Annotated in this window: 19 protein-coding genes; 8 read left to right on the top strand and 11 right to left on the bottom strand. The window is 69.5% G+C overall.

Going from position 1 to position 21,653, the window contains the following annotated elements:
- Positions 1–30: 30 nt before the first annotated feature.
- The 5 genes from ACIBM5_RS40230 to ACIBM5_RS40210 form a co-directional block, all read right to left on the bottom strand.
- Entirely contained in the window at positions 31–2,235 is a 2,205-nt protein-coding gene (locus tag ACIBM5_RS40230; protein WP_396011645.1) for an MMPL family transporter, read from the bottom strand.
- A gap of 301 nt (positions 2,236–2,536) precedes the next feature.
- A complete protein-coding gene (locus tag ACIBM5_RS40225; RefSeq protein WP_396011644.1) occupies positions 2,537–3,625 on the bottom strand; it encodes an NAD(P)H-dependent flavin oxidoreductase in 1,089 nt (362 codons plus the stop codon).
- Entirely contained in the window at positions 3,622–4,395 is a 774-nt protein-coding gene (locus ACIBM5_RS40220) for a CoA-transferase subunit beta (protein WP_396011643.1), read from the bottom strand. Before ACIBM5_RS40220 ends, ACIBM5_RS40225 begins: the two co-directional genes overlap by 4 nt.
- Positions 4,392–5,261 (bottom strand): CoA transferase subunit A, encoded by an 870-nt coding sequence (locus ACIBM5_RS40215; protein WP_396011642.1) that lies wholly within the window; start codon positions 5,259–5,261, stop codon positions 4,392–4,394. The genes ACIBM5_RS40220 and ACIBM5_RS40215 overlap by 4 nt, the downstream gene beginning before the upstream one ends.
- Before the next feature lie 103 nt (positions 5,262–5,364).
- Entirely contained in the window at positions 5,365–6,123 is a 759-nt protein-coding gene (locus tag ACIBM5_RS40210) for an enoyl-CoA hydratase family protein (RefSeq protein ID WP_396011641.1), read from the bottom strand.
- Positions 6,124–6,338: 215 nt separating this feature from the next.
- On the opposite strand from ACIBM5_RS40210, the gene ACIBM5_RS40205 reads away from it, so the two are divergent.
- Positions 6,339–7,142, top strand: coding sequence for an SDR family oxidoreductase (locus ACIBM5_RS40205; protein WP_396011640.1), 804 nt, complete (start codon positions 6,339–6,341; stop codon positions 7,140–7,142).
- A gap of 4 nt (positions 7,143–7,146) precedes the next feature.
- The gene (locus tag ACIBM5_RS40200) at positions 7,147–7,797 is read left to right on the top strand and encodes a TetR/AcrR family transcriptional regulator (protein WP_391586536.1); all 651 of its coding nucleotides are present in this window, start codon (positions 7,147–7,149) and stop codon (positions 7,795–7,797) included.
- A gap of 115 nt (positions 7,798–7,912) precedes the next feature.
- Here the strand turns inward: ACIBM5_RS40200 and ACIBM5_RS40195 are convergent, their stop codons facing one another.
- The gene (locus tag ACIBM5_RS40195) at positions 7,913–9,091 is read right to left on the bottom strand and encodes an acyl-CoA dehydrogenase family protein (RefSeq protein WP_396011639.1); all 1,179 of its coding nucleotides are present in this window, start codon (positions 9,089–9,091) and stop codon (positions 7,913–7,915) included.
- A 215-nt stretch (positions 9,092–9,306) separates the two neighbouring features.
- Between ACIBM5_RS40195 and ACIBM5_RS40190 the strand changes: the two genes are divergently transcribed.
- From ACIBM5_RS40190 to ACIBM5_RS40175, 4 genes are all read left to right on the top strand, one after another.
- Positions 9,307–10,824 carry a class I adenylate-forming enzyme family protein gene (locus ACIBM5_RS40190; RefSeq protein WP_396011638.1) on the top strand — a complete coding sequence of 506 codons (1,518 nt, stop codon included), beginning with the start codon at positions 9,307–9,309 and terminating at the stop codon, positions 10,822–10,824.
- A gap of 210 nt (positions 10,825–11,034) precedes the next feature.
- Entirely contained in the window at positions 11,035–13,230 is a 2,196-nt protein-coding gene (locus ACIBM5_RS40185; RefSeq protein WP_396011659.1) for an acetate--CoA ligase family protein, read from the top strand.
- Between the two features lie 244 nt (positions 13,231–13,474).
- Positions 13,475–14,344, top strand: coding sequence for an enoyl-CoA hydratase/isomerase family protein (locus ACIBM5_RS40180; RefSeq protein ID WP_396011637.1), 870 nt, complete (start codon positions 13,475–13,477; stop codon positions 14,342–14,344).
- Positions 14,345–14,533: 189 nt separating this feature from the next.
- Positions 14,534–15,088, top strand: coding sequence for a flavin reductase family protein (locus tag ACIBM5_RS40175; RefSeq protein WP_396011636.1), 555 nt, complete (start codon positions 14,534–14,536; stop codon positions 15,086–15,088).
- Positions 15,089–15,145: 57 nt separating this feature from the next.
- Here the strand turns inward: ACIBM5_RS40175 and ACIBM5_RS40170 are convergent, their stop codons facing one another.
- The 4 genes from ACIBM5_RS40170 to ACIBM5_RS40155 all read right to left on the bottom strand — a co-directional run bounded on the left by ACIBM5_RS40170 (position 15,146) and on the right by ACIBM5_RS40155 (position 19,399).
- Positions 15,146–16,807 carry a cation acetate symporter gene (locus ACIBM5_RS40170; RefSeq protein WP_396011658.1) on the bottom strand — a complete coding sequence of 554 codons (1,662 nt, stop codon included), beginning with the start codon at positions 16,805–16,807 and terminating at the stop codon, positions 15,146–15,148.
- A gap of 53 nt (positions 16,808–16,860) precedes the next feature.
- Positions 16,861–17,298, bottom strand: coding sequence for a DUF485 domain-containing protein (locus ACIBM5_RS40165; RefSeq protein WP_396011635.1), 438 nt, complete (start codon positions 17,296–17,298; stop codon positions 16,861–16,863).
- A gap of 425 nt (positions 17,299–17,723) precedes the next feature.
- The gene (locus ACIBM5_RS40160) at positions 17,724–18,122 is read right to left on the bottom strand and encodes a hypothetical protein (RefSeq protein WP_396011634.1); all 399 of its coding nucleotides are present in this window, start codon (positions 18,120–18,122) and stop codon (positions 17,724–17,726) included.
- A gap of 56 nt (positions 18,123–18,178) precedes the next feature.
- The gene (locus ACIBM5_RS40155) at positions 18,179–19,399 is read right to left on the bottom strand and encodes a helix-turn-helix domain-containing protein (protein ID WP_396011633.1); all 1,221 of its coding nucleotides are present in this window, start codon (positions 19,397–19,399) and stop codon (positions 18,179–18,181) included.
- Positions 19,400–19,566: 167 nt separating this feature from the next.
- Here ACIBM5_RS40155 and ACIBM5_RS40150 point away from each other — a divergent pair, with 167 nt between their 5' ends.
- Entirely contained in the window at positions 19,567–19,758 is a 192-nt protein-coding gene (locus ACIBM5_RS40150) for a hypothetical protein (protein ID WP_396011632.1), read from the top strand.
- 237 nt (positions 19,759–19,995) lie between these two features.
- Here ACIBM5_RS40150 and ACIBM5_RS40145 read toward each other — a convergent pair whose 3' ends face one another.
- Entirely contained in the window at positions 19,996–20,712 is a 717-nt protein-coding gene (locus tag ACIBM5_RS40145) for a DUF4232 domain-containing protein (RefSeq protein ID WP_396011631.1), read from the bottom strand.
- A gap of 535 nt (positions 20,713–21,247) precedes the next feature.
- On the opposite strand from ACIBM5_RS40145, the gene ACIBM5_RS40140 reads away from it, so the two are divergent.
- Complete coding sequence (locus ACIBM5_RS40140) at positions 21,248–21,631, top strand: VOC family protein (protein ID WP_396011630.1); 384 nt, start codon at positions 21,248–21,250, stop codon at positions 21,629–21,631.
- The last annotated feature ends 22 nt before the right edge of the window (positions 21,632–21,653 follow it).

The following is a 21,653-nucleotide window of genomic DNA, read 5'->3' as shown; positions in this document are numbered from 1 at the left end:
GGGTTCGCGGGGGGAAGTGGGGGCCGGGGGTCAGAGTTGGCGCTGGTAGATGTGCGGCTCGTAGTCGGTCGTGGAGTGCTGCGGGGCCGCGTGTTGCGGGGCGTGGATGCGGGGGATGCGGCTGGGCCACCAGTTGGCCCTGCCCAGGAGCGTCATCAGCGAGGGCAGGATCACGATGCGGACCACGATCGCGTCGATCAGGACCGCGGCGGCCAGGCCGATGCCCATCTGCTTCATGTCCAGCATGCTCAGCGTGCCGAAGACCACGAACACCGAGACCATCACGAGGGCCGCGCTGGTGATCACGCCGGCCGAGCCGGTGATGCCCTTCTCGACCGCGGCCTTGGTGGACATCCCCTGCATGGCCGCCTCGCGGATCCGGCTGACCACGAAGACGTGGTAGTCCATCGAGAGGCCGAACAGGACCACGAACAGGAACAGCGGCAGCCAGGAGATGATCGCGCCGCTGGAGTGGAAGTCCAGGATGCCCTCGGCCCAGGTGTGCTGGAAGACCACGACCAGGAAGCCGAAGGAGGCCAGCGCGGAGAGCAGGTTGATCGCGATCGCGGTGAGCGCGACGACCACCGAGCGGAAGGTCACCGACATCATCACGAAGGTCAGCAGCAGCACGAAGGCGATCACCAGGGGCAGCTTGTCCTGCACGTGGTCGGCGAAGTCCTTGTTCTCGGCCGTCTCGCCGGAGACCGCGAACTCCGCGCCCGTCACCTTGCCGACGGTGTTCGGCAGCACGCTCTCGCGCAGTTGCCTCAGCGCCGCCTTGGCCTCCGTCGAGCTGGAGATGTGCGGCGTGATGACGTCGGCCTTGAACGCGCGCCCGTCCGCGGAGACCAGCACCTCGACCGGGTCCTGGGCGAACAGCGGGTTGTTCCGGGTCTGTGCGACCGCCCTGTCCAGCGCGGCGCGGGTCTCCTTCTCCTTGCCGACCGGGGCCAGCGCGACCAGGTTGTACGGGCTGTGCTTGCTCGGGTAGGCGTCGGTCATCCGGTCGTAGGTCTGCATCGTGGCCATCGAGCGCGGGAAGTCGTCGCTGGAGGTGTTCTGCAGCTTCATTCCGAAGGCGGGCAGGGCCAGGGCGATCAGGGCGACCACCGACACCGCGAGGGTGATCGCGGGGTGGTTCAGCGCGGGGCGCAGCAGCGCCTTCCACACGCGCGGCTCACGGTCCTCGCGGGCGGTCAGCCGCCACAGGAGCGGGATCCGCGGCCGGTCGATCTTGTTGCCCAGCTTGGCCAGCAGCGCCGGCAGCACGGTGAGCGAGCCGATCATGGCGACCGCGACCACGATGATGCCGCCGGTGGCCAGGCTGGAGAAGACCGCGTCGTCGGCGATGTACATGCCGGCCATCGAGACGGCCACCGCGATCGCGGAGACCACCACGGCGTGCCCGGAGGTGGCCGCGGCGATCTCGATCGCGTCGATCCGGCCGCGGCCCTTGGCCCGCTCCTCCCGCTCGCGCTTGACGTAGAAGAGCGAGTAGTCGACGCCGACCGCCATGCCCATCATGGTGATCACGCTGGAGACGGTGCCCGAGTCCGGGAAGACGGCGGAGGCGAGTCCGTACAGACCGATCGAGGCACCGACGGCGGAGATGGCCAGCAGCACCGGCACGGCGGCGGCGATCATCGCGCCGAACGCGACCATCAGGATGATCAACGTGACCGGCAGGCTGAACAGTTCGGCCTGGCCCAGGTCCTTGCCGATCTGGTCCTGGATGCCCTTGCCGATCGACGCGTCACCGATCTCCTCGACCCGCAGGTCGGGGTGCGCCTTCTGGACGCTCGCCGTGGCCTTCAGCAACGGGTCGATGTGGTCCTGGGCCTTTTCGGCCGATCCCTTCATGGTGAGCGGGACCAGCAGCGCCCGGCCGTTCGTGGCCGGGATCGGCGCGGCGACGTCGGCCACCTCGGGCAGCGCCCGCAGCTTCGCGGTGACCTCGGCCGCGACCCGGTCCGCCGCGGCCCGGTCCAGCGTGCCGTTCTTCGCGGTGATCAGCACGTTCTCGCTCGCCGCGCCGTCGAGACCGTACTGCCGGGAGATCTCGTCGGCCCGGCCGGACTGGCCGGTGCCCATGTCCGCGCTCGTGGTCTTCTCGGTGCCCGCCATGCCCCCGACGACCAGGCAGATGGCGACGAAGGCGATCCACATGATGATCGCCCGCCACGGGTGGGTGGCACTCCATCGTGCGACGCGAACGGTCGCCGGCTGCTTGGCCATTGTCAGGTCCCCTCGTGCTCCGCTGTGTCCCGCTGACAGTTCGAGTCTGTCGGCGCGGCGGCCGCGGAACACTGCGTCGAACCCCCGATCCGGGGTGGGTCCAGACCCACCCCCGGGTGGGCGCGGACGCCGCGCGGAGGCGGCGCGGACACGGCACCAAAGCGGCACCTACGCGGCACGGCGGCAGCACCGACCCCGCGCAAAGGAGGCACGACGGCAGTCCGGACCCACCGCGAACGCAACACCGGCACCGCCCGAAAGGGGCGGTGCCGGCGTCGCGTTCGCGTGCGGTGCGGAGCGGTCAGACCCGGGCGGACTCCAGGTCGTAGAGGATCGCGCCGGCCTGCTCGGTGATCCGGGTGATCAGCTCGGCACACGAGGGCAGGTCCTCGATCACGCCGACCACCTGGCCCGAGGCCATCACGCCCAGGTCCGGACGCCCGTCCACCATCGCGGCCTTGAGCAACATCGGGGTGTTCGCCGCCATCAGCACCTGCGGCCAGCTCAGTCCCTGCGACTTCTTCATCGCCAGGCCCTCGCGCACCATGTCGGTGAGCCTGGTACCGCTGAGCTTTTGGAACTTCAACGCGTTGGCGATCGAGCGCGGATAGCGGGCGAGCACCGAGCGCTGTTCGAGCCGCTTGACGAAGTCGGTGGCCAGCACCCGGTGCGGGACGCCGTCGACCTCCTTGGACACGATCGTGCCGTTGACGTCGGTGGCCAGGTAGACGTCCTTGACCGCCTGTCCCACCGGGCTGTCCGAGGTGAGCAGGAAGCGGGTGCCCATCGCGATCGCGTCCGCGCCGTACGCCAGCGCGGCGACCAGGCCGCGCCCGTCGAAGAAGCCGCCGGCCGCGATCACTGTGACGTCGCTGCCCCGCAGCACGTCGGTCACCTGCGGCAGCAGCAGCGTGGTCGGGATCGAGCCGGTGTGCCCGCCGCCCTCGCCGCCCTGCACGATCACGCCGTCGACGCCCCACTCGGCGACCTTCTGCGCGTGCCGCTTGGCGCCGATCGAGGGCACCACCAGCATGCCCAGGTCGTGCGCGCGCTTGATCAGGTCCTTCTTCGGCGCCTGCGCGAACGAGGCGACCCTGATGCCCTCGCGGCCCATCAGGTCGATGCGCTCGGCCGCGTCCGGCGCGTCCGCGCGCAGGTTGACCGCGAACGCCTTGGTGGTGCTCTTCTTCACCGCCGCGATCGCCGCGACCAGTTCGTCGTAGGTCATCGTGGCCGAGGCCAGGATGCCCAGACCGCCGGCTTCGGCGGTGGCCGCGACCAGCCGGGGGTAGGACACGTAGCCCATCCCGGTCTGCACGATCGGATACTCCACGCCGAACTTCTCGGTGAACCCGTTGCGCAGCGCCGGGTGCAGCCCGCCCGCGCTCACGCCGGCACCTCGCGCAGCCGCATGCCGCGCGGGTCGAGCACGTCCCGCACGATCCGCAGTTCCTCGTCCGAGGGCACCCGCGACGTGGGCACCTCGGCCGGGATCACCAGCTCGAAGCCGGTCGCCTCGACGACCTCCTCGACGGTGACGCCCGGGTGCACCGAGCGCAGCCGCATGACCTTCGCCTCGGTCTCGAAGTCGAGCACGCACAGGTTGGTGACGACCCGTCGGACCTCGTGGAAGCGCCCGGCCGAGCCCACCGCGGCGGCCCGGTCGTACCCGACGCAGGAGACCATGTCCACCTTCGGCGTGAGCACGCGCGCCGAGTGCTTGGGGATCCAGTAACTGGTGGTGTGGTTGATCGTGTTGCCCGGACCGCCCCGCGAGCCGAGCACCTGGCGCTTGGGCCTGGCCCAGTCGCCGATCGCGGAGATGTTGGCGTTGCCGTGCGCGTCGATCTGCACCGGGCCCATCATCACGTGCCGCCGGCCCGAGGCGAGCACGTCCAGCACCTGGCGGTATGGAATCCAGCCGACCACGGCGAACTCGTCGGGCCTGGCGCCCAGTCGGGCGTCGCCCTCGAAGAAGTACGACTCGCCGTTGGAGAGCATCAGGTCCGGCTCGAACGTCGCGCGGGCCAGCCGGGCGCCGATCGTGGGCACGGCGCCCATCGGGCTGCCGATGATCTCGCCGTCGCCGCGGAAGCAGTCCGCGACGGCGGCGACGCACACGTCGGCGCGGGTGGCCTCGGTCAGGGTCTCGGTGCTCACTTGGCCGTCTCCTTCTTGAACTCCTCGACGGCGGCCTGGTACGCCGCCTCGCTCTCGACCGCGAGGAAGCGCTGCTCGAACGCGGCCCACGCCTCGGGGTCGGCGGCGGCGGTGACGTACGCCTTCTGGAACGCCTCGTCCCGGCCGTACTCCGGCGGGCACTCGGTGAAGTGCGCGCCGTTCGGGGCCTCGACCACGCCGTGTGTCATGTAGCGGTGCACGGTCAGCGTGTGCACGCAGCCGGCCTCCTTGAGCAGTTCCTCGCTCGGCACGATGCGCTCGGCCGAGACGTACGCCTTCTCGGCCGCGAGGCAGAACAGGTCGTCCATGAACTGGTCCGGGCCGGTCAGCGCGGCGTTGCCGCGCTCGTCGGCGACGTTCGCGTGGATCAGTGCGACGTCCAGGTTCAGCGCCGGCATCGCGACCAACGTCTCGTCGCCGTACGGGGATTCGATCGTCTTCAGGTGCGGCGAGACCTTGAGGATGTCCGAGCCCAGACCCGCGCGAGTGGGCAGGAACGGCAGTCGCTGGGCGGCGGCGCGCAGGCCGGTGAGGAACATGCCCTCGTCGTACTCGACCGCCTCGACCAGACCGTTCTCCCGCACGTACCGGAAGTTGGGCTCCAGCGGGATCGAGTCGAGCGACACGAACGCGTAGACGAGCTTGCTCGCCTTGCCTGCCCGGGCCAGCAGCCCGACGTCGGGGCCGCCGTAGGACACGACGGTCAGGTCCTTGAGGTCGGATCGCAGGATGGCCCGGACCAGGGCCATCGGCTTGCGCCGCGAACCCCACCCGCCGATGCCGACGGTCATCCCGTCGGAGAGCTGTGCGACGACCTGATCGGGCGTCATGCGCTTGTCAGCCATGGATGGTTGCTCCGTCTCTACTTCGAGGTGTCCGCTTCGCGACCCTCGGAACTGTGCCCGCCCGGGGGACAACCCCCGGACCCCCGGGAAGGGCCGGTGCCGCTCACTTCGAGGTGTCAGCTTCGCGACCCTCGGTGAAGGCGTCGCGCAGTTCGTCCGACACGCCGGTCAGGTTCAGTTCGAACGTGAAGCCCTGCTCGTAGCGGTACGAGCGCTTGACGTCGACCGGGTCGATGCCGTTCAGCGACGCCTTCGCGGCGCGGATGACGGTCGGGCTCTTCGTGGCGATGGAGCGAGCCACCTCGAACGCGGTCTCGACCAGCTTGTCCCGGTCCACCAGCTTGTAGATCGAGCCGTATGCGTGGAGTTCGGCCGCGGGGGCGTTCTCCGACGTGTAGACCATCTGTCGCATCCGGTGCTGCGGGACCAGTCGGGCCAGGTGGGTGGCCGCGCCGAGGGCGCCGCGGTCGACCTCGGGCAGGCCGAAGAACGCGTCGTGCGACGCGACGATGATGTCCGCGTTGCCGACCAGACCGATCCCGCCGCCGACGCAGAACCCGTGCACCGCCGCGATGACCGGCACCTCGCAGTCGTACACCGCGGCGAACGCGTCGAAGCAGCCCTTGTTGGCCGCGACCAGCGCGTCGAAGCCCTCGGTGTTCGACATTTCCTTGATGTCCACGCCGGCGTTGAAGCCGCGCCCCTCGGCCCGGAGCACCACGGCCCGGACCTGCGGGTCACGGCTCGCGTCGCGGAGTCGGTCCGCGAGCTCGAACCAGCCGGCGACGGTGAGCGCGTTGACGGGGGGTGCGTCCAGCACCACCTCGGCGATGCCCTCACGCACCTCGTAACGGATAGCCATGGCAACCAGATCCATTCGGCCGCGTGCGTCGGATCGGCCGGTGACGTCCCATGTACCGGCGGGTGCGGCCGACGCGGCCGTCCGGTCGTGAGAGGCACATCACCACCCGATCTGACTGATCGTCAGATTTCTGCCACCATAGTTGACCCCGAGCGACCCACGCCAGACGAAGCGAGCGTGGCGCCCACGACACCGCAGCCCGTCAGGAGCAGGCCATGACGTCCTCCCCCAACCCGCTCGACATGAGTGGACGCGTCGTTCTCGTCACCGGTGGCGGCAAGGGGATCGGACGGGGCATCAGCGAGCGCTTCCTGGCGGCCGGCGCCGACGTGGTGGTGTGTTCGCGCCGCGAGCCGGAGACCCTGCCCACCGCAGGCGGCCGCACCGCGGTGTACACCCCCGCGGACGTGCGCGACCCCGACACCGCCTTCACCGCCGTGGAGTTCGTCGAGGAACGCTTCGGTCGACTGGACGTGCTGGTCAACAACGCGGGCGGCGCGCCGCAGACCGACGCGGCCACCGCGTCACCCCGGTTCTCCAAGGCGATCATCGAGCTGAACCTGCTCGGCCCGCTGTATTTCGCGCAGGCCGCCCACCGCTTGATGCACCGTCAGGAAACCGGTGGGGTGATCGTGAACATCTCCAGCGTGAGCGGCGTGCGTCCCTCGCCCGGCACCGCGGCCTACGGCGCGGCCAAGGCCGGGATGAACTCGCTCACTCGCTCGCTGGCCGTCGAGTGGGCGCCGAAGATCCGACTCAACTCCGTGATCGTGGGCCTGGTCCGGACCGAACAGGCGCACCTGCACTACGGGGACGAGGCGGGCGTGCAGCGTGTGGCGGACACGATTCCGCTCGGCCGGCTCGCGGACCCCTCCGACGTCGCGGACGTGTGCCTGTTCCTCGCCTCGCCGATGTCACGGTACGTCAGCGGAGCGGAACTACTCATGCACGGCGGCGGGGAAATGCCCGCTTTCCTCCGTGCGGCGGACAGCGAGACCGATCATGCGCCCGTAAACTGACGGCATGACAGGACAAGTTCGCACCGTCGACGGCCGCGTCGCCGGGCGACGCGGACAGGCGACGCGGCAAAAGCTGCTCGACTGCCTCCGCGAGATGCTCGACACGTCTCCGTACCGGGACGTCAAGGTCATCGACGTCGCCCGTATGGCAGGCACCTCTCCCGCCACCTTCTACCAGTACTTTCAGGACGTCGAGAGTGCGATCCTCGAGATCGCGAACGACATGGCCAAGGACGGCCAGCGTCTGAAGACTCTCGCCGAGGACCAGAACTGGGCCGGCAAGGGCGGCTTCGCCGCCGCCGAGGCCCTGGCGGACGGCTTCCTCGAATTCTGGCGGGACTACGAGCCGATCCTGCGCGTCGTCGATCTGGCCTCGGCCGAGGGCGACAAGCGCTTCTACAAGGTGCGCCAGAAGATCCTGACGGCGGTCACCGGTTCGCTCACCGAGGCCATCGAGAACATGCAGGCCAAGGGCAAGGTCGGCGACGACGTGCAGCCGAACGCGATGGCGGGCACCCTCGTCGCGATGCTGGCGGCGGTGGCCGGGCACCAGAAGGGCTTCGAATCCTGGAACATCAAGATGAAGGACGTCCGCCCGGCGCTGTCCACGCTGGTCTTCATGGGCGTCACGGGGAAGAAGCCCCCGACGCGTTAGGCCGTAGGCCTGTCGTCGAGTCGGAAGCGACGAACCGGCGGCCCTGTGCCGTGCGCCGCCCTCGAACGCCGGACGAGCTGATGTCGGCCCGTCCGGCGTTCGAGGTCGAGCCTGGCTAGATCCCGGCCAGCTCCGCGATGCGCTCGCGCTGTGCGCCCCGGTCACCGAACAGGTGCGCGGACGTGATGGCCCGCTTCAGGTACAGGTGGCAGTCGTACTCCCAGGTGAAGCCGACCCCGCCGTGCAGTTGGATCATCTCCTCGGCGACATGCCGGTACGCGGCGGTCGCCGTCGTCATCGCCAGCGGTGCCATCACCGCCAGTTCGCCCGGCGTCGCGAGTCCCGCCGTCTCCGCCTCGGTGGCCGCCCACGCCGCGTAGTACAGCGCCGAACGGGCCGTCTCGACCTCGACGTACAGGTCCGCGCAGCGGTGCTTGATCGCCTGGAACGAGCCGATCGGCCGACCGAACTGCACCCGCCCCCTGGTGTACTCCACGGTCGCCTCCAGGCAGCGCGCCGCCCCGCCGACCGCCTCCGCGGCCACCGCGATCTCGGCGAGCGCCAGGACCCGTTCCAGGGCCGCGTCCGCGCCGGGAGCGCCCAGCAGCCTGGCGGGGGTGTCCACGAAGGTCAGCCGGGCCTGCTTGCGGGTCTGGTCCAGCGTCGGCAGCGCCGTGCGGGTCAGCCCGGCGGCGTCCTTGGCCACGGTGAACAGCGCGAGGTCGCCGCCCACCCGTCGCTCGCCCCCGCTCTCGACGCGCGCCACCACCACGATCAGATCCGCGATCAGGCCGTCGATCACGTGCGTCTTGACGCCGTCCAGGCGCCACCCGTCGCCGTCGGCGCGCGCGGTCGTCTCCACCACACGCACGTCCCGGCGGCCCGGCTCGGCCAGCGCGAGCGCACCGAGCGTCTCACCCGCCGCGATGCCCGGCAGGTACTCGGCCCGCGCGCCCTCGTCGCCCGCGTGCACGAGCGCATACGCCGTCAGCACCGACGACGCCAGGAACGGTGAGGGGAAAAGCGACCGGCCCATCTCCTCCAGGGCCACGACCAACTCGGTGAAGCCGAAACCGACCCCGCCGTACTCCTCCGGAATCGCGAGACCGGGCAGCCCGGTCTGTTCGCACACGCGTCGCCACACCTTGGCGTCGTAGCCCGTCTCGGTGGCCATCACGGCCCGGACGGCGGGCGAGTCGCTGTGCTTGTCGAACACGTCCCGGAGTGCTCTGCGGATCTCCTGCTGCTCATCGCTGAACTCGACGTCCACGTACCGCAACTCCTTGGCACTCATGTCGTGCGGGTCGGGACGGTTGCCCGGCCCGAGTTCCGGTCGGCTCCATTGACGATCCGGCAGCCCGCGAGCACCAGTATCTGACACACCGTCATACCCTTGGAACATTGCTTTCGTCACACCTCCGAAACGTCGCGTTACCCCGGGCGTGTCGTGTTGTGTGGCATACACCACCCCCACGCCGATACTTCGCGCGCAGGCCGAAGGGACCCGTTGTGACCGTTCTCGCCCAGGTGCTTCGTGAGGCCGCCCGACGCTTTCCCGAGCGTCGGGCCCTCGTGCACGGCGGAAGCGGGTTCACCTACGGCGGCCTGGACGCGGTGACCGACCAGGTCGCCGCCGGGCTGGCCGGGCGCGGTGTCCGGCCGGGTCATCTGGTCGCCCTCGTGCTCCCGTCCGGGCTCGAGTACGTGGTCGCCTACACCGCCCTGGCCCGACTCGGCGCGATCACCACCGGCGTGGGACCGCGCTACACCCCCGCCGAGCGGGCCGCGATCCTGGACCGGGCCGCGCCGGATCTGGTGCTGGCCACCGAGGAACTGGCCGAGGGCATCCCGGCCGGCCCCGAACACATCCGCTGCGTACCGGCCGCCGGCGCGCACGAGGTCTGGGCCGAACTGCGGCGGGACGAGATCCCGCCCGCGCCACCGGTCACCGGCGAGCAGGATCCGAGCCTGCCCGAGACGGTCGTGTTCACCTCGGGCACCACGGGCACCCCCAAGGGCGCCCTGTTCACGTCCCGGCAGATCGCCGCGATCACCGCGATGGACACCGGCGACCGCTGGGGCGAGGGCGGTCCGCAACTGATCGCCACCGGCCTGCCGCACGTCGGCTTCATGACCAAGCTGGCCGGCTACCTCAAGATGGGCGCGACCCTGCACGTGCTCGGCCGCTGGCGGGCCCAGGACGCACTGCGCCTGGTCGCCCGCGAGAAGATCCCCTACCTCGGCGGCGTGGCCGCGCAGGTCTCCCTCCTGCTCGGCCGACCCGAGTTCGACCGCTACGACCTCACCCACGTACGCGGACTGATCGTCGGCGGCGGGCCGTCCCCCGCCCCGCTCGTGCACGAGGCCCGGACCCGATTCGGGGCGGGCTACTCGATTCGCTACTCGTCCACCGAGTCCGGGGGTCTGGGCACGCTCACCGCCTTCGACGCCCCCGACTCGGAGGCGCTGCACACGGTCGGCCGGCCCCGGCCGGGCACCGAACTGGAGATCCGCGACCCGCGGACCGGCACCGTCCTGCCGGTCGGCGAGGAGGGGCAGATCTGCCTGCGCTCGCCCGCCGTGATGGCGGGCTATTGGCGCGACCCCGAAGCCGGCGCCGCCGCCTTCGACGGCGACGGCCGGCTGCACACCGGCGACCTCGGTCGGATCGACGAGGCCGGCTGCCTGCGGATCACCGGGCGGATGACGGAGATGTACATCCGCGGCGGATACAACGTGTATCCGCAGGAGGTCGAAGCGGTGCTGCTCGACCATCCCGACGTGGCCTCGGTGGCGGTGGTCCCTCGACCCAGTCGGGTGATGGGCGAGATCGGCGTCGCGGTCGTGGTGTCACGTGCCGCATCCGAGCCGTCACTCGCCGCGTTGCGCGAATTCGCGGCATCACGGCTGTCCGCACACAAGCTCCCCGAGGCGATCCGGATCGTGCCGGAGCTGCCGCTCACCGGGATGGACAAAGTGGACCGCAGATCCTTGACCGAACGCGAGAAGTCCTTCGGGGACGTTTAGTAACCGCGCGATGACCAGCAGATATCCACAATATGTTTGACCAAGTCAGCAAATGTCCAGGTGATCGGACAGATGCGTCGGGACCGGGCCGGTGAGACAGTGGACAGCCCTGACGTCCCATCAGCAAGCTAACTGACTAACCGTCAGCTCGATTCCAGTGTCGATCGGATCTGGCGGCGACGAAAGATCGAAAAAGGGACGGGCGCGATGATGCTTCACGACAGCAGAGGACACCACTTCCCGGGGCACACTCGAACCAGCGTCACCGTGAACGCGGATCCGTCGGCCGAACTCGACGTGACCGGCCGACCACTCGCGCTCCGCCCCGCCGACCTGGACCGCTTCTTCCGACCTCGCACGGTCGCCGTGATCGGCGCCTCGGACACCGAGGGCCGACCCGGCGCCCGAATCACCGCGCAACTGATCGCGTGGGCCGACCGGGTGGGCGCGCGGTTGTTCCCGGTCAACCCCAAGCACGAGCGCATCGCCGGCCGGCCGTGCCACGCGGACATCTCGGCGGTCCCCGAGCCGGTCGACCTCGCCGTCGTCCTGGTCGGCGACCCGGCCGAGGTACTGGAGCAACTCGCGGGCGCCGGCGTGGGTTTCGCGGTCGTGTTCGCGTCCGGCTTCGCCGAGGCGGGCGCCGCCGGGGCCGAGGCGCAGGCCCGGCTCGCCCAGCTCACGTCGGGCGGCTCGCTGCGCCTGCTCGGGCCGAACACCAACCTCAACGCCTTCGAGGAGTTCCGCACCGACCTCGAAGGCCCCGCGATCGCGTTGATCACCCAGAGCGGACACCAGGGCCGCCCGGTCTTCGCCGCCCAGGAGATCGGCATCCGGGTGTCCCACTGGGCCCCGGTCGGCAACGAGGCGGACCTGGAAATCGCGGACTTCGTCCGGCACTTCTCCGATCAGGAGGAGGTCGGCGTGATCGCCGCGTACGTCGAGGGGTTCAAGGACGGCCGCACCTTCGCCCTGGCGGCCGACCACGCGGCCCGGCAGGGCGTACCGGTGGTCGTGGTCAAGGTCGGGCGGACCGAGACCGGGGCGCGGATGGCCCAGTCGCACACCGGCAAGCTGACCGGCGGCGACCGCACCGCGTCGGCGGTGTTCCGCCAGTACGGGGTCACCCGGGTCGACGGCCTCGACGAGCTGATCGACACGTCCCAGCTGTTCGCGCGCACCAGGACCCCGCTCGCCCAGGGGGTCTGCGTGTACTCGATCTCCGGCGGCACCGGCGCGCACATGGCCGACCTCGCCGCCGCCGAGGGCCTGTCGGTGCCTCAACTGGACCGGGCCACGCAGGAGAAGCTGCACGCGTGGATACCGCCCTACCTGACCGTGTCCAACCCCGTGGACAACGGCGGCCACCCGGCCGGCGACGAGCGAGGCCGCAAGATCATCGACACGATCCTGGCCGACCCCGGGATCGGCGTGCTGGTGTGTCCGATCACCGGCGCGTTCCCACCGATGAGCGACCGGCTCGCGCAGGACCTGGTGGACGCGGCGGAGGCGACCGACAAGGTGGTCTGCGTGGTCTGGGGCTCGCCGGTGGGCGACGAGAGCGCCTACCGCGAGATCCTGCTCAAGTCGAACCGGGTGGTGGTCTTCCGCACGTTCGGGAACTGTGTGCGGGCGCTGCGGGCGTACTTCGACTACCACCGCTTCCGCACCCAGTACTCGTCGCCGTTCGAGGACGTTCCGCGCACCGCGTCGCCGGCCGCGGCCAAGGCCAAGCGGCTGCTGTCCTCGGGCAAGCCGCTGTCCGAGCACTCGGCGAAGCAACTGCTGCGCACGTACGGGATCCGGGTGCCGCGCGAGCAACTGGTCACCTCGGCCGCCGCCGCGGTGCGCGCGGCCGGGCTGATCGGCTATCCCGTGGTGATGAAGGCGTGCGGCCCGCAACTGCCGCACAAGAGCGACCTGGGTCTGGTCAAGCTGGGCCTGCGCTCGGCGAGTCAGGTACGGGACGCGTACCGCGAGATCACCGACGCGGCCAAGGAGGCGGGCGCGGGTCGGCTCGAAGGCGTCCTGGTGTGCCAGCAGGTCGATCGCGGCGTCGAGATGGTGGTCGGGATCTCGCACGACGACCTGTTCGGACCGACCGTCTCGGTCGGCCTGGGCGGCATCTTCGTCGAGGTCTTCGACGACATCGCAATCGGGGTACCGCCGTTCGGCGCCTACGAGGTCAAGCGCATGCTCGGCGAACTCCGCGGCCTCAAGTGCCTCCAGGGCATGCGCGGCCAGCCGCCCGCCGACCTGGACGCGCTCGTCGACGTGGTCATGCGGGTGCAGCGCATGGCGCTCGAACTGGGCGACGAACTCGCCGAGTTGGACATCAACCCGCTGATGGTGATGCCCCGCGGCGGCGGCACGGTAGCCCTGGACGCCCTCGCGGTGGCCCGCTAGGGCCTGCGGCCGGGCACGCGGGTTCGCCGCCGGCCTCCGGCCGAGGTGTCCTCGAGCGCCGGACGGGCTGCTCTTCGGCCCGGCCGGCGTTCGAGGCCACCTCTCAGCCCGGCCCAAGGCAATCCGACAGCCCGGCCGGTGTTTGAGGCCAACCCAACCCGACCAACGCTCAACGCCGGACGAAAACCATCCAGCCCGGTCGGCGCTCAAGGCCGACCGACCCCAGCAAGGAGCCGACACCCACATGACCACCACCGACACCAAGCAAGAGTTGCTCCACCACATCGAGAACGGCGTCCTCTGGCTGACCCTCAACCGCGCCGAAGCCAGCAACGCCATCACCTGGGCCCAACGCGAACGCCTCATCGAACTCCTCGGCGAGGCATCCGCCACCGAGGCGGTCCGCGCAGTCGTCCTCACGGCCGCAGGCCACAAGCACTTCTGCACCGGCATGGACCTCCGCAGCAGCCCGGGCACCAAGTCTCTGCTCGCCGAGGCCGCGGCCACCGACGAGGCCGCCGCCGATGCCATCCCCGAGCCCCCCGCCCGCCCCACCGGATACGCAACCCGGATGATGAAGACCGGCGTGCAACGTCTGACCAATGCCGTCCTCGACTGCGAGAAGCCGGTCATCGCCGCGGTCAACGGCACGACCGCCGGCTACGGCATGAGCCTGGCTCTCGCCTGCGACCTGGTCCTGGCCGCCGAGTCCGCTCGCTTCATCCAGATCTTCACCCGCCGGGGCCTCGTCCCCGACGGCGGCAGCGCCTACCTCCTCCCCCGTCTGGTCGGCCCGCAGAAGGCCAAGGAGCTGATGTTCTTCGCCGACGATCTGCCCGCCGTCGAGGCGCTCCGGATCGGTGTGGTCAACCGCGTCGTACCGGACGACGAACTGCAAGCCGTCACCCGCGAGTGGGCCGAGCGTCTGGCCACCGGCCCGACCCGCGCCTACGCGTACACCAAACAACTGGTCAACCGTTCCCTGGACACCGACCGCGTATCCGCCTTCGACGAGGAGGCGCAAATCGTCGAACTGAACATGACCTCCCGCGACGCAAACGAGGGCGTCGCGTCCCTCATGGAACGCCGCAAGCCGGAGTACTACGGCTGGTGACCAACCGCCCCACGGCCGCCGGCACCTCCCACCACGACCCGCCGACGGGCGGATGTGCCTTACGCCACAAGGCAACTGACGAGTCGTCAGGTGTGACGAAGGACCCCCTCCCCTTTGATTGACGCAAGGAAATCGGGTGACGTAGCGTCACAGACCCGACGCCCCAAGACACCTGCGAGGAAGTCCATCATGGGCCAGATCGACGCAGCGAGCACGAAGCCCGCGGATCCCGCGGCCATCGCCCTGCCGGAGGGTGAAGGCATCGTCGAGGCAGCCACGTTCCGGCACGTCCTCGGCCACTTCGCCAGCGGCGTCACGGTGATCACCGCGCTCGACGGCGACACCCCGGTGGGCTTCGCCTGCCAGTCGTTCGCGTCGCTCTCGCTGGACCCGCCGCTGGTGACCTTCTTCGTGGCCAAGACGTCCACCACGTGGCCGCGCATCCGCCCGGGCGGCCGGTTCTGCGTCAACGTGCTCGCCGAGGACCAGGAACTGCTCTGCCGCGGCTTCGCGGTCAGCGGCGCGGACAAGTTCGCCGGCGTCGCCCACAGCCCGGCACCGACGGGTTCGCCGAAGCTGGAGAACGTCCTCGCGTGGATCGACTGCACGCTGGAGAGCGTCGTCGACGGCGGCGACCACGAGATCGTGATCGGCCGGGTCCAGGCCCTGGACGCACCGCGGATGGAGTGTGCTCCACTGCTGTTCTACAAGGGCCGGTTCGGCCACCCCAGCGACAACGCGTGACACCGATTCGGACCCGGGCCGAGGCCGCGGGTCCGAATCGGTGCCTGCCGCGCCCGCTCAGTGCGCGCCGGCTCCGGTCAGCGCCCTGACCTCCAATTCGGCGAACTTGCGGTCGTCGTCGTCGGTCCGGCGACGCCGGGCGGACATCGCGCCGATCGCGGCACACGCGAAGCCGACCGGGATCGAGATGATCCCCGGGTTCTCCAGCGGAATCGGTGCCGGCGTCGTACAGCTGAACAGCGCCGTCGCGTTGCCCACGTCCTTGCGGTCCTTCGACACGTTGCAGTCGTCCGCCTGCTTGGCGTTGAGCTGCTTGATCGCCGGCTTGGTGTCGGTGGCCCCGCCCCAGCAGATCGGGGACAGCGCGACCACCAGGACCGAGGTGACCAGGCCGCCGTAGATGCCGAACACCGCACCGCGGGTGTTGAAGTTCTTCCAGAACAGCGAGAACACGATGGCCGGCAGGTTGGCCGAGGCCGCGATGGCGAACGCGAGCGCGACCAGGAAGGCCACGTTCAACTCGCGGGCGAACACGGACAGGACGATCGCCGCCGTGCCGATCACCAGCGCCGCGATCCGCGCGACCTTGACCTCCTCGGCGTCCGTGGTGCGGCCCTTGCGGAACACGTTCGCGTACAGGTCGTGCGCGAACGACGAGGACGACGCCAGCGTCAGGCCGGCCACCACGGCCAGGATGGTCGCGAAGGCCACGGCGGCGATGAAGGCGAGCATCAGCGCGCCACCGGTGGTACCCGCCCCGCCGCCCAGGTGTTCGGCGAGCCGGGTCGCGGCCGTGTTGCCGGTCGGGTCGGCCTTCTTGATCTCCTTGCTGCCGATCAGCGCCGCCGCGCCGAAGCCGAGGATCAGCGTCATCAGGTAGAACACGCCGATGATGCCGATCGCCCAGGTCACCGACCTGCGCGCGACGCGGGCGTTGGGCACGGTGTAGAAGCGCACCAGGATGTGCGGGAGGCCGGCCGTACCCAGCACCAGCGCGAGCCCGAGCGAGATCAGGTCGATCTTCGACCAGCCGTCCGTGGCCCCGTACTTGAGGCCCGGCTGGAGGAACGACTCGCCCGAACCGGACTTGCTCGCCGCGGTGCCGAGCAGGTCGGCGACGTTGAAGTCGAACTTCGCCAACACCCACACGCACATCACGAACGCGCCGACCATCAACAGCCCGGCCTTGACGATCTGCACCCAGGAGGTGCCCTTCATGCCGCCGACGGTGACGTACACGATCATCAGCGCGCCCACCGCGGCAATGACCGAGATCTGCGCGGTGTCACTCTTGACGTCGAGCAGGAGCGAGACGACCGAGGCGGCGCCGACCATCTGGGCCAGCAGATAGAAGATCGACACGACGATCGTGGACACGCTCGCGGCCATCCGTACCGGGCGTTCACGCATCCGGTTCGCGAGTACGTCGGCCATCGTGTATCGGCCCGAGTTGCGCATCGGCTCGGCGACCAGCAGCAGGGCCACCAGCCAGGCGACCAGGAAGCCGATGGAGTACAGGAATCCGTCGTAACCGGACAGCGCCAGGATGCCCGCGATGCCCAGGAAGGACGCGGCCGACATGTAGTCGCCGCCGATCGCCATGCCGTTCTGGAGGGCGGAGAACGAACGGCCACCGGCGTAGAAGTCCGACGCCGTGCGGTTCTTGCGACTGGCCCAGAAGGTGATGCCGAGGGTCACCACGACCAGCACGGCGAACATCGCGAAGGTCCAGCCTCGGTTGCTGGACTTCGCGGCGAGTTCGAGAGAAAGGTTCACGCTTCGAGTTCCTCTCGCAGTTCGGTGGCGACGGGGTCGAGTCGGGTGCGTGCGAATCGCGAATAGGCCCAGGCGATCACGAACGTCGAGACGAACTGGAGAAGGCCGAACACCAGCGCGACATTGATGTGGTTCATCAGCTCCTTGGCCATGAAGTCACGCGCGTAGGCGGACATCACCACGTACAGCAGGAACCATGCGAGGAACGCGGCGGTGACCGGGAAGATGAAGGACCGCTGGCGCTTCTTGAGCCCCCCGAATCTCGGGTCCTGTTCCATTTCCAGGTAACCCGTGCGGTCGTCGACGTACGGGGCGCGCTGCGCCGGGACGGAGGGGTTCTCGCTTGCCGACGTGGGGTGGGGTTCGGAATCGGACGTGGACTCGGGCTCGGGCTCGGGAGGGCGATCGTGCGGGTCGACGTGCGGAGTCGGCATGGGGCGGTAGGGCTCCTCTCCAGCGGACACCCCGCGCGTGGCCCGAGGCGCCGATCGGGTACCTGACCGCGGTCCGTGGGACCTGGGGCCGCAGCGGAGCGAGTTTAGAGGTGCCGCCAGGACGCGCGGAACCTATCCGATCAACTGAAAGCGGGACTGACGGGTTACGCGGATAACCCACGATTTCCCACCGCTCCGAAGATTGATCGAAATTGCCGATGGGATTGCCACACGCGACCGAACCAATCTCGAAACCGCCCACACGAGAGCGCCACGATCAACCCGAGTCACATCCGAAACGCATCGATCACTCCCATCCCGGGCCCGTCCAGGCACGGAATCCGGCGGCGATTCGACGCCGAACGCAAGATTCGCTTATCACCGTTCGCCAGGCGGTGACCTGCGCGTGCCACCGAGTCGAGGCATCAGGGCGGAGGAATGTGGCTTACTTCGGTCACGTCCAGCCACCACACGTCATCCGGTCCGCCCCATCGCACGACGACCGTCTGCTCGTTGCGGTATCGGCCGATGCCGACGACCACACCGGCGGGCCGGCCGTATTGCAGTTCCCGGGTGGCCGGGGCGACCCAGTCCCCGACGATGACGGTGCCCCGGCAGCGGTAGCAGGTGCACGGTGGCCAGTCGTGTGGCGATTTCGTCGGCGGAAGTCCGGTGGTGTTCGGATACGCCTCGAACCCCACTTCTCGAGGCGGCGATTGCGCCCGACCGGACGAGTCGACGCGATACACCCGGAGGAACATGAATCGCCGCTTGGATGGCAGGGTGACAGGACCGCCGCCGTCCATCTGCCCGTTTGTGTCCATAACGGGAGGGAATCAGCCGGCGCAGCACCCCGGGGGCACAGTCTGTATCCCCTTGCTTACGCGACCAGCCCGGTGGCCGTCGCCAGATCGCGCGCGACACTTTGCACGGAGGGCGGCCCGTCGAGCAGACCCCGAACCATGTGGTGCGTCTCCTGGTTCCACCGGGGAGTTTCCGGAGCAGCTTCGATGGCGGTGGTCAACAGACTCGCCACCTCACTCACCCGACCCTTCAAAGCGTGCGCCCGAGCCACCTCCACCAGATGACGCGCTCGACGCGGCCGGGCGGGAATGCTCTCCGGGGCAATCTTGTCGGCCCAACCCAACGCAGTCCCCACCTGGCGCAGTTCGACCGCCACCGTAACGCCGTGAATCGGGACCACTTTCGGTGAAGTGGACGTCGGCGCCGACCACCAGGTGGAAGGCAGAGTACGGGCGATGGCTGCTGCTCGATCGAACCAGTGCCAGGCATCGCCCTGTTCGCCCGCACGCGCGTGCGTGATGGCAGCGTGGAAAGCCATGTCCACCCAGGCAGAGGCAAGTTCGGGGGAACGACGACGTAGAGGATCCAAGAGCCGAAGAGCTTCTTCGGTCATCGTCTGCGCACTTTCCCACTGGCCCGCCGCACGGAACGCCTCCACCAGGAACCAGGCGGCCTGGCCGATGGCGACGGGGTCACCCGAGGCTCGGGCCGTGGCAAGGGATCGTTCGGCCACACGCCAAACGAGGTTTCCGTCGCCTTGGTAGGCCGCGAACATCTGGACGAGATTCAGCGTGGACGCGTACATCACCTGCGCACGGCGGCGATCGGAGCACTCGGGATGCGAGGCCGCCACCGAAGCGCACGCCACCAAGCCGGGGAGCGCTTCCCCCAATGCGGTGCGATGGTCGCCGCGCGTGATCCGCGACCGCCAGGCCGCCGCAAGCGCAGCCGCAACGTGCTCGACGTCGGGCGCGCTGCCGACACTGGGCCCCAACGGAGCGGTATCCACAGCCCGCCTGACCACGGGCAAGGCCGGGTGCTCCGACCCACAGAACAGTGAAGTCGGCAGCGACACGCCTCCCAGCAAATCCGAAAGGTCCCGGACGCCCAAGTGTTCGGCGAGCTTCACGAGCATCGGCAGGCGCGGCGGCAACAGACGGCCCTTCTCCACCGCCTTGAGCCAACCCTCGGACCTGCCCACAAGGCCGGCCAACACAGCCCGCGACTTTCCGGACCGCTCACGCAAGACTTGGATGCGTTCCCCGACCGACAACGACGGATCAAGTTGAGTCCCCATATCCGGCAGCGTAGACCGGTATGTGGCTTGGATCACTGGCTGTTCGGAGACCCGAAAGCCGGCTGCCGCAGCCGACGACGTCACGCTCGTTGAAGAATCCGTCCCAGCCACAGAGCAGTTCCGCGATCCATGCGCATGATCGCGCACCAACTGTGAGGAGAGTTCCGATGCAAGACATCGCGTGGGAAGACCCGTTCTGCGCCGAGGGAAACTCGTGCTTCCGCCTCGGCACCGATGGCGAAGGCAACGCCTACATCGCCGTCAAGGGCCAGGAAGACCATTACCTCACCGACACCATTGACGCCCTCCGCACCCTCATCCGCGACATCAAGGCCGGCCGGGCCGACCATCTCCTCTAGGCCGTAACGTCGTTGTGGCGGAGGAGCCGGTCGACGGAGCCCGTTGACGGTCCGAACCGGCGCCCCGCGGGCGAGACTTCCTCCGCGAACGCGGCCCATGGGCTCTTCCGGCGCGAGCGCCGGTGATGTGTCGGCGCGTGGACGGCCGCGTCGACGGGCCAACGGGCACGGGCCCCACCGCTCGTGCGGTGGGGCCCGTGCCCGTGGCCTTGCCCAAGGTCTTCCAATGCGTGTGGGTCAGCCGCCCTGTCCGGCGCTGCCGATCGGGCCGACCTTGACCGGGGAGCCGGCGCCGTCCGTGACGGGCAGCGTGGCGGCGCCCGGCCAGCGCACGGTGATCGACTTGGTCTCTCCGGGCGGGGTCACCAGCAGGCCGGTGATCCGGACGCCGGAGCCACCGGTGTCGTTGCTCGGGTAGGTGATGCCGAAGGACACCGACGCGTCGCTCTTGAGCGTGAACGGGTCCGCCGACTGCCCCGTGCGCTTCGCGGACAGCGGCCCCTGGTTGGTCTCCAGGTCGACGCCAGCGAATCCGGACATCGTGCAGTTGTGGCCGATGTTCTTGAACGTCACCGCGACGGTGCGTTCGGCGTCGCCGGTGATGGTGGCGTCCTGCGCGGTGGCCCTGAGGTCGTCCGTGCGGCACTTGCCGATCGAGCCGTTGTCGCCCGCACCCCCGCCGGCGCCTCCGGCGGCGGTCGCGCCCTGCCCGCCGGAGCTCTTCCCGGCGGGGGGCTGCGCGGCGGGGGCCGTCCCGCCGCCCTGGTTGCCGCCCGTGGTCGCGGAACCGGGCGCTGCGGGCGGAGCGGCTTGGGTGTTGGCCGCCGGAGCAGCGGGCGCGGTGCCTTGACCGGCCTTCGAGTTCGAGTCCGACTCCTGGCACGCCGTCGTCAGCATGGCGCCGCCGACGATGGCTGCGGAGACGAGGAGGGCGGTGCGACGGTTGCCGAACATGAAGAACCCCTTGGTATCAGGTGATTGGAGCCGAAGCGGTTCCGGCTCGTCGGTGCCTGCCTGATCACTATGTAGGGGCTGCGAGCCGACGCGATACGGGAGTCGATGCTCCACGACGCCGCTGTCGCAGTTCGGTGACATGGTCACGAGAAGGAACGAGGGTGGGCCCGGCACGCCCCGCTCGACGCCCCGGCAACGCTACGTTTGCCCTGGTCACAGCGTTCCCGGCCCGGCTCGGTGGACAGTGTTACAGGAGTCGCGCCGTCCCACGGTGCAGCCCCCGTGCCCACCCCACCGTCGGCGCGGTGTCGCGCGGCCCCATCGCACGTGTTTCCCCGCAACCGTCGGCCCGATCGCCGCCAAGCCGCCATGCGGGACCAACACCTCCACGCGTAACAGCCATTCGCTGATCGGATGATCCGAGGGAAGCGACCTGCGGCGCGTATCGGACGGGCCGCCGGAACTCCGAGCCGTGTGCGCGAAGATCGGCGCGACTCGGTGGTGTCGGGCGTGAAGATCGGGAAGGCTCACGCGCATGGTCTCGGTATTGCAGAACGTGGCGATCGACTGTGCGGATGCCTACGAGTTGGCTCGGTTCTGGAGCGGTGTGACGGGCCGTCCGCTGCATCCGGAGGACAGACCGGGTGACCGGGAAACCCAGGTGATGCTTGCGGAGGGCCCGGTGCTGTACTTCAACCAGGTGCCCGAGCCCAAGACGATCAAGAACCGGATCCACCTGTGTTTGCGCCCCGAGACCTCGCGCGATCAGGAGGTGGACCGGCTGCTGGGCCTCGGGGCCACCTTTGTCGCCGATCACCGCAACCCCGACGGTTCGGGCTGGGCAATCCTCGCCGATCCCGAAGGCAACGAATTCTGCGTTCTGCGCAGCGAATCCGACCGAGCGACCGTGGACTCCTGACGCCCCACCGCCCCGGGCCGGT

The organism is Embleya sp. NPDC050493, assembly GCF_044458105.1.
Taxonomy (GTDB): domain Bacteria; phylum Actinomycetota; class Actinomycetes; order Streptomycetales; family Streptomycetaceae; genus Embleya.
The sequence above is the reverse complement of the archived record's forward strand: the minus strand, read 5'-3'. Positions and strand labels throughout refer to the sequence as shown.

Coding starts and splice junctions, on each gene's coding strand:
- ACIBM5_RS40230 (WP_396011645.1), bottom strand. CDS start 2,235: ATGGCCAAGCAGCCGGCGACCGTTCGCGTCGCACGATGGAGTGCCACC.
- ACIBM5_RS40215 (WP_396011642.1), bottom strand. CDS start 5,261: ATGGCTGACAAGCGCATGACGCCCGATCAGGTCGTCGCACAGCTCTCC.
- ACIBM5_RS40210 (WP_396011641.1), bottom strand. CDS start 6,123: ATGGCTATCCGTTACGAGGTGCGTGAGGGCATCGCCGAGGTGGTGCTG.
- ACIBM5_RS40205 (WP_396011640.1), top strand. CDS start 6,339: ATGACGTCCTCCCCCAACCCGCTCGACATGAGTGGACGCGTCGTTCTC.
- ACIBM5_RS40200 (WP_391586536.1), top strand. CDS start 7,147: ATGACAGGACAAGTTCGCACCGTCGACGGCCGCGTCGCCGGGCGACGC.
- ACIBM5_RS40195 (WP_396011639.1), bottom strand. CDS start 9,091: ATGAGTGCCAAGGAGTTGCGGTACGTGGACGTCGAGTTCAGCGATGAG.
- ACIBM5_RS40185 (WP_396011659.1), top strand. CDS start 11,035: ATGCTTCACGACAGCAGAGGACACCACTTCCCGGGGCACACTCGAACC.
- ACIBM5_RS40180 (WP_396011637.1), top strand. CDS start 13,475: ATGACCACCACCGACACCAAGCAAGAGTTGCTCCACCACATCGAGAAC.
- ACIBM5_RS40175 (WP_396011636.1), top strand. CDS start 14,534: ATGGGCCAGATCGACGCAGCGAGCACGAAGCCCGCGGATCCCGCGGCC.
- ACIBM5_RS40170 (WP_396011658.1), bottom strand. CDS start 16,807: ATGTTCGCCGTGCTGGTCGTGGTGACCCTCGGCATCACCTTCTGGGCC.
- ACIBM5_RS40165 (WP_396011635.1), bottom strand. CDS start 17,298: ATGCCGACTCCGCACGTCGACCCGCACGATCGCCCTCCCGAGCCCGAG.
- ACIBM5_RS40160 (WP_396011634.1), bottom strand. CDS start 18,122: ATGGACACAAACGGGCAGATGGACGGCGGCGGTCCTGTCACCCTGCCA.
- ACIBM5_RS40155 (WP_396011633.1), bottom strand. CDS start 19,399: ATGGGGACTCAACTTGATCCGTCGTTGTCGGTCGGGGAACGCATCCAA.
- ACIBM5_RS40150 (WP_396011632.1), top strand. CDS start 19,567: ATGCAAGACATCGCGTGGGAAGACCCGTTCTGCGCCGAGGGAAACTCG.
- ACIBM5_RS40145 (WP_396011631.1), bottom strand. CDS start 20,712: ATGTTCGGCAACCGTCGCACCGCCCTCCTCGTCTCCGCAGCCATCGTC.
- ACIBM5_RS40140 (WP_396011630.1), top strand. CDS start 21,248: ATGGTCTCGGTATTGCAGAACGTGGCGATCGACTGTGCGGATGCCTAC.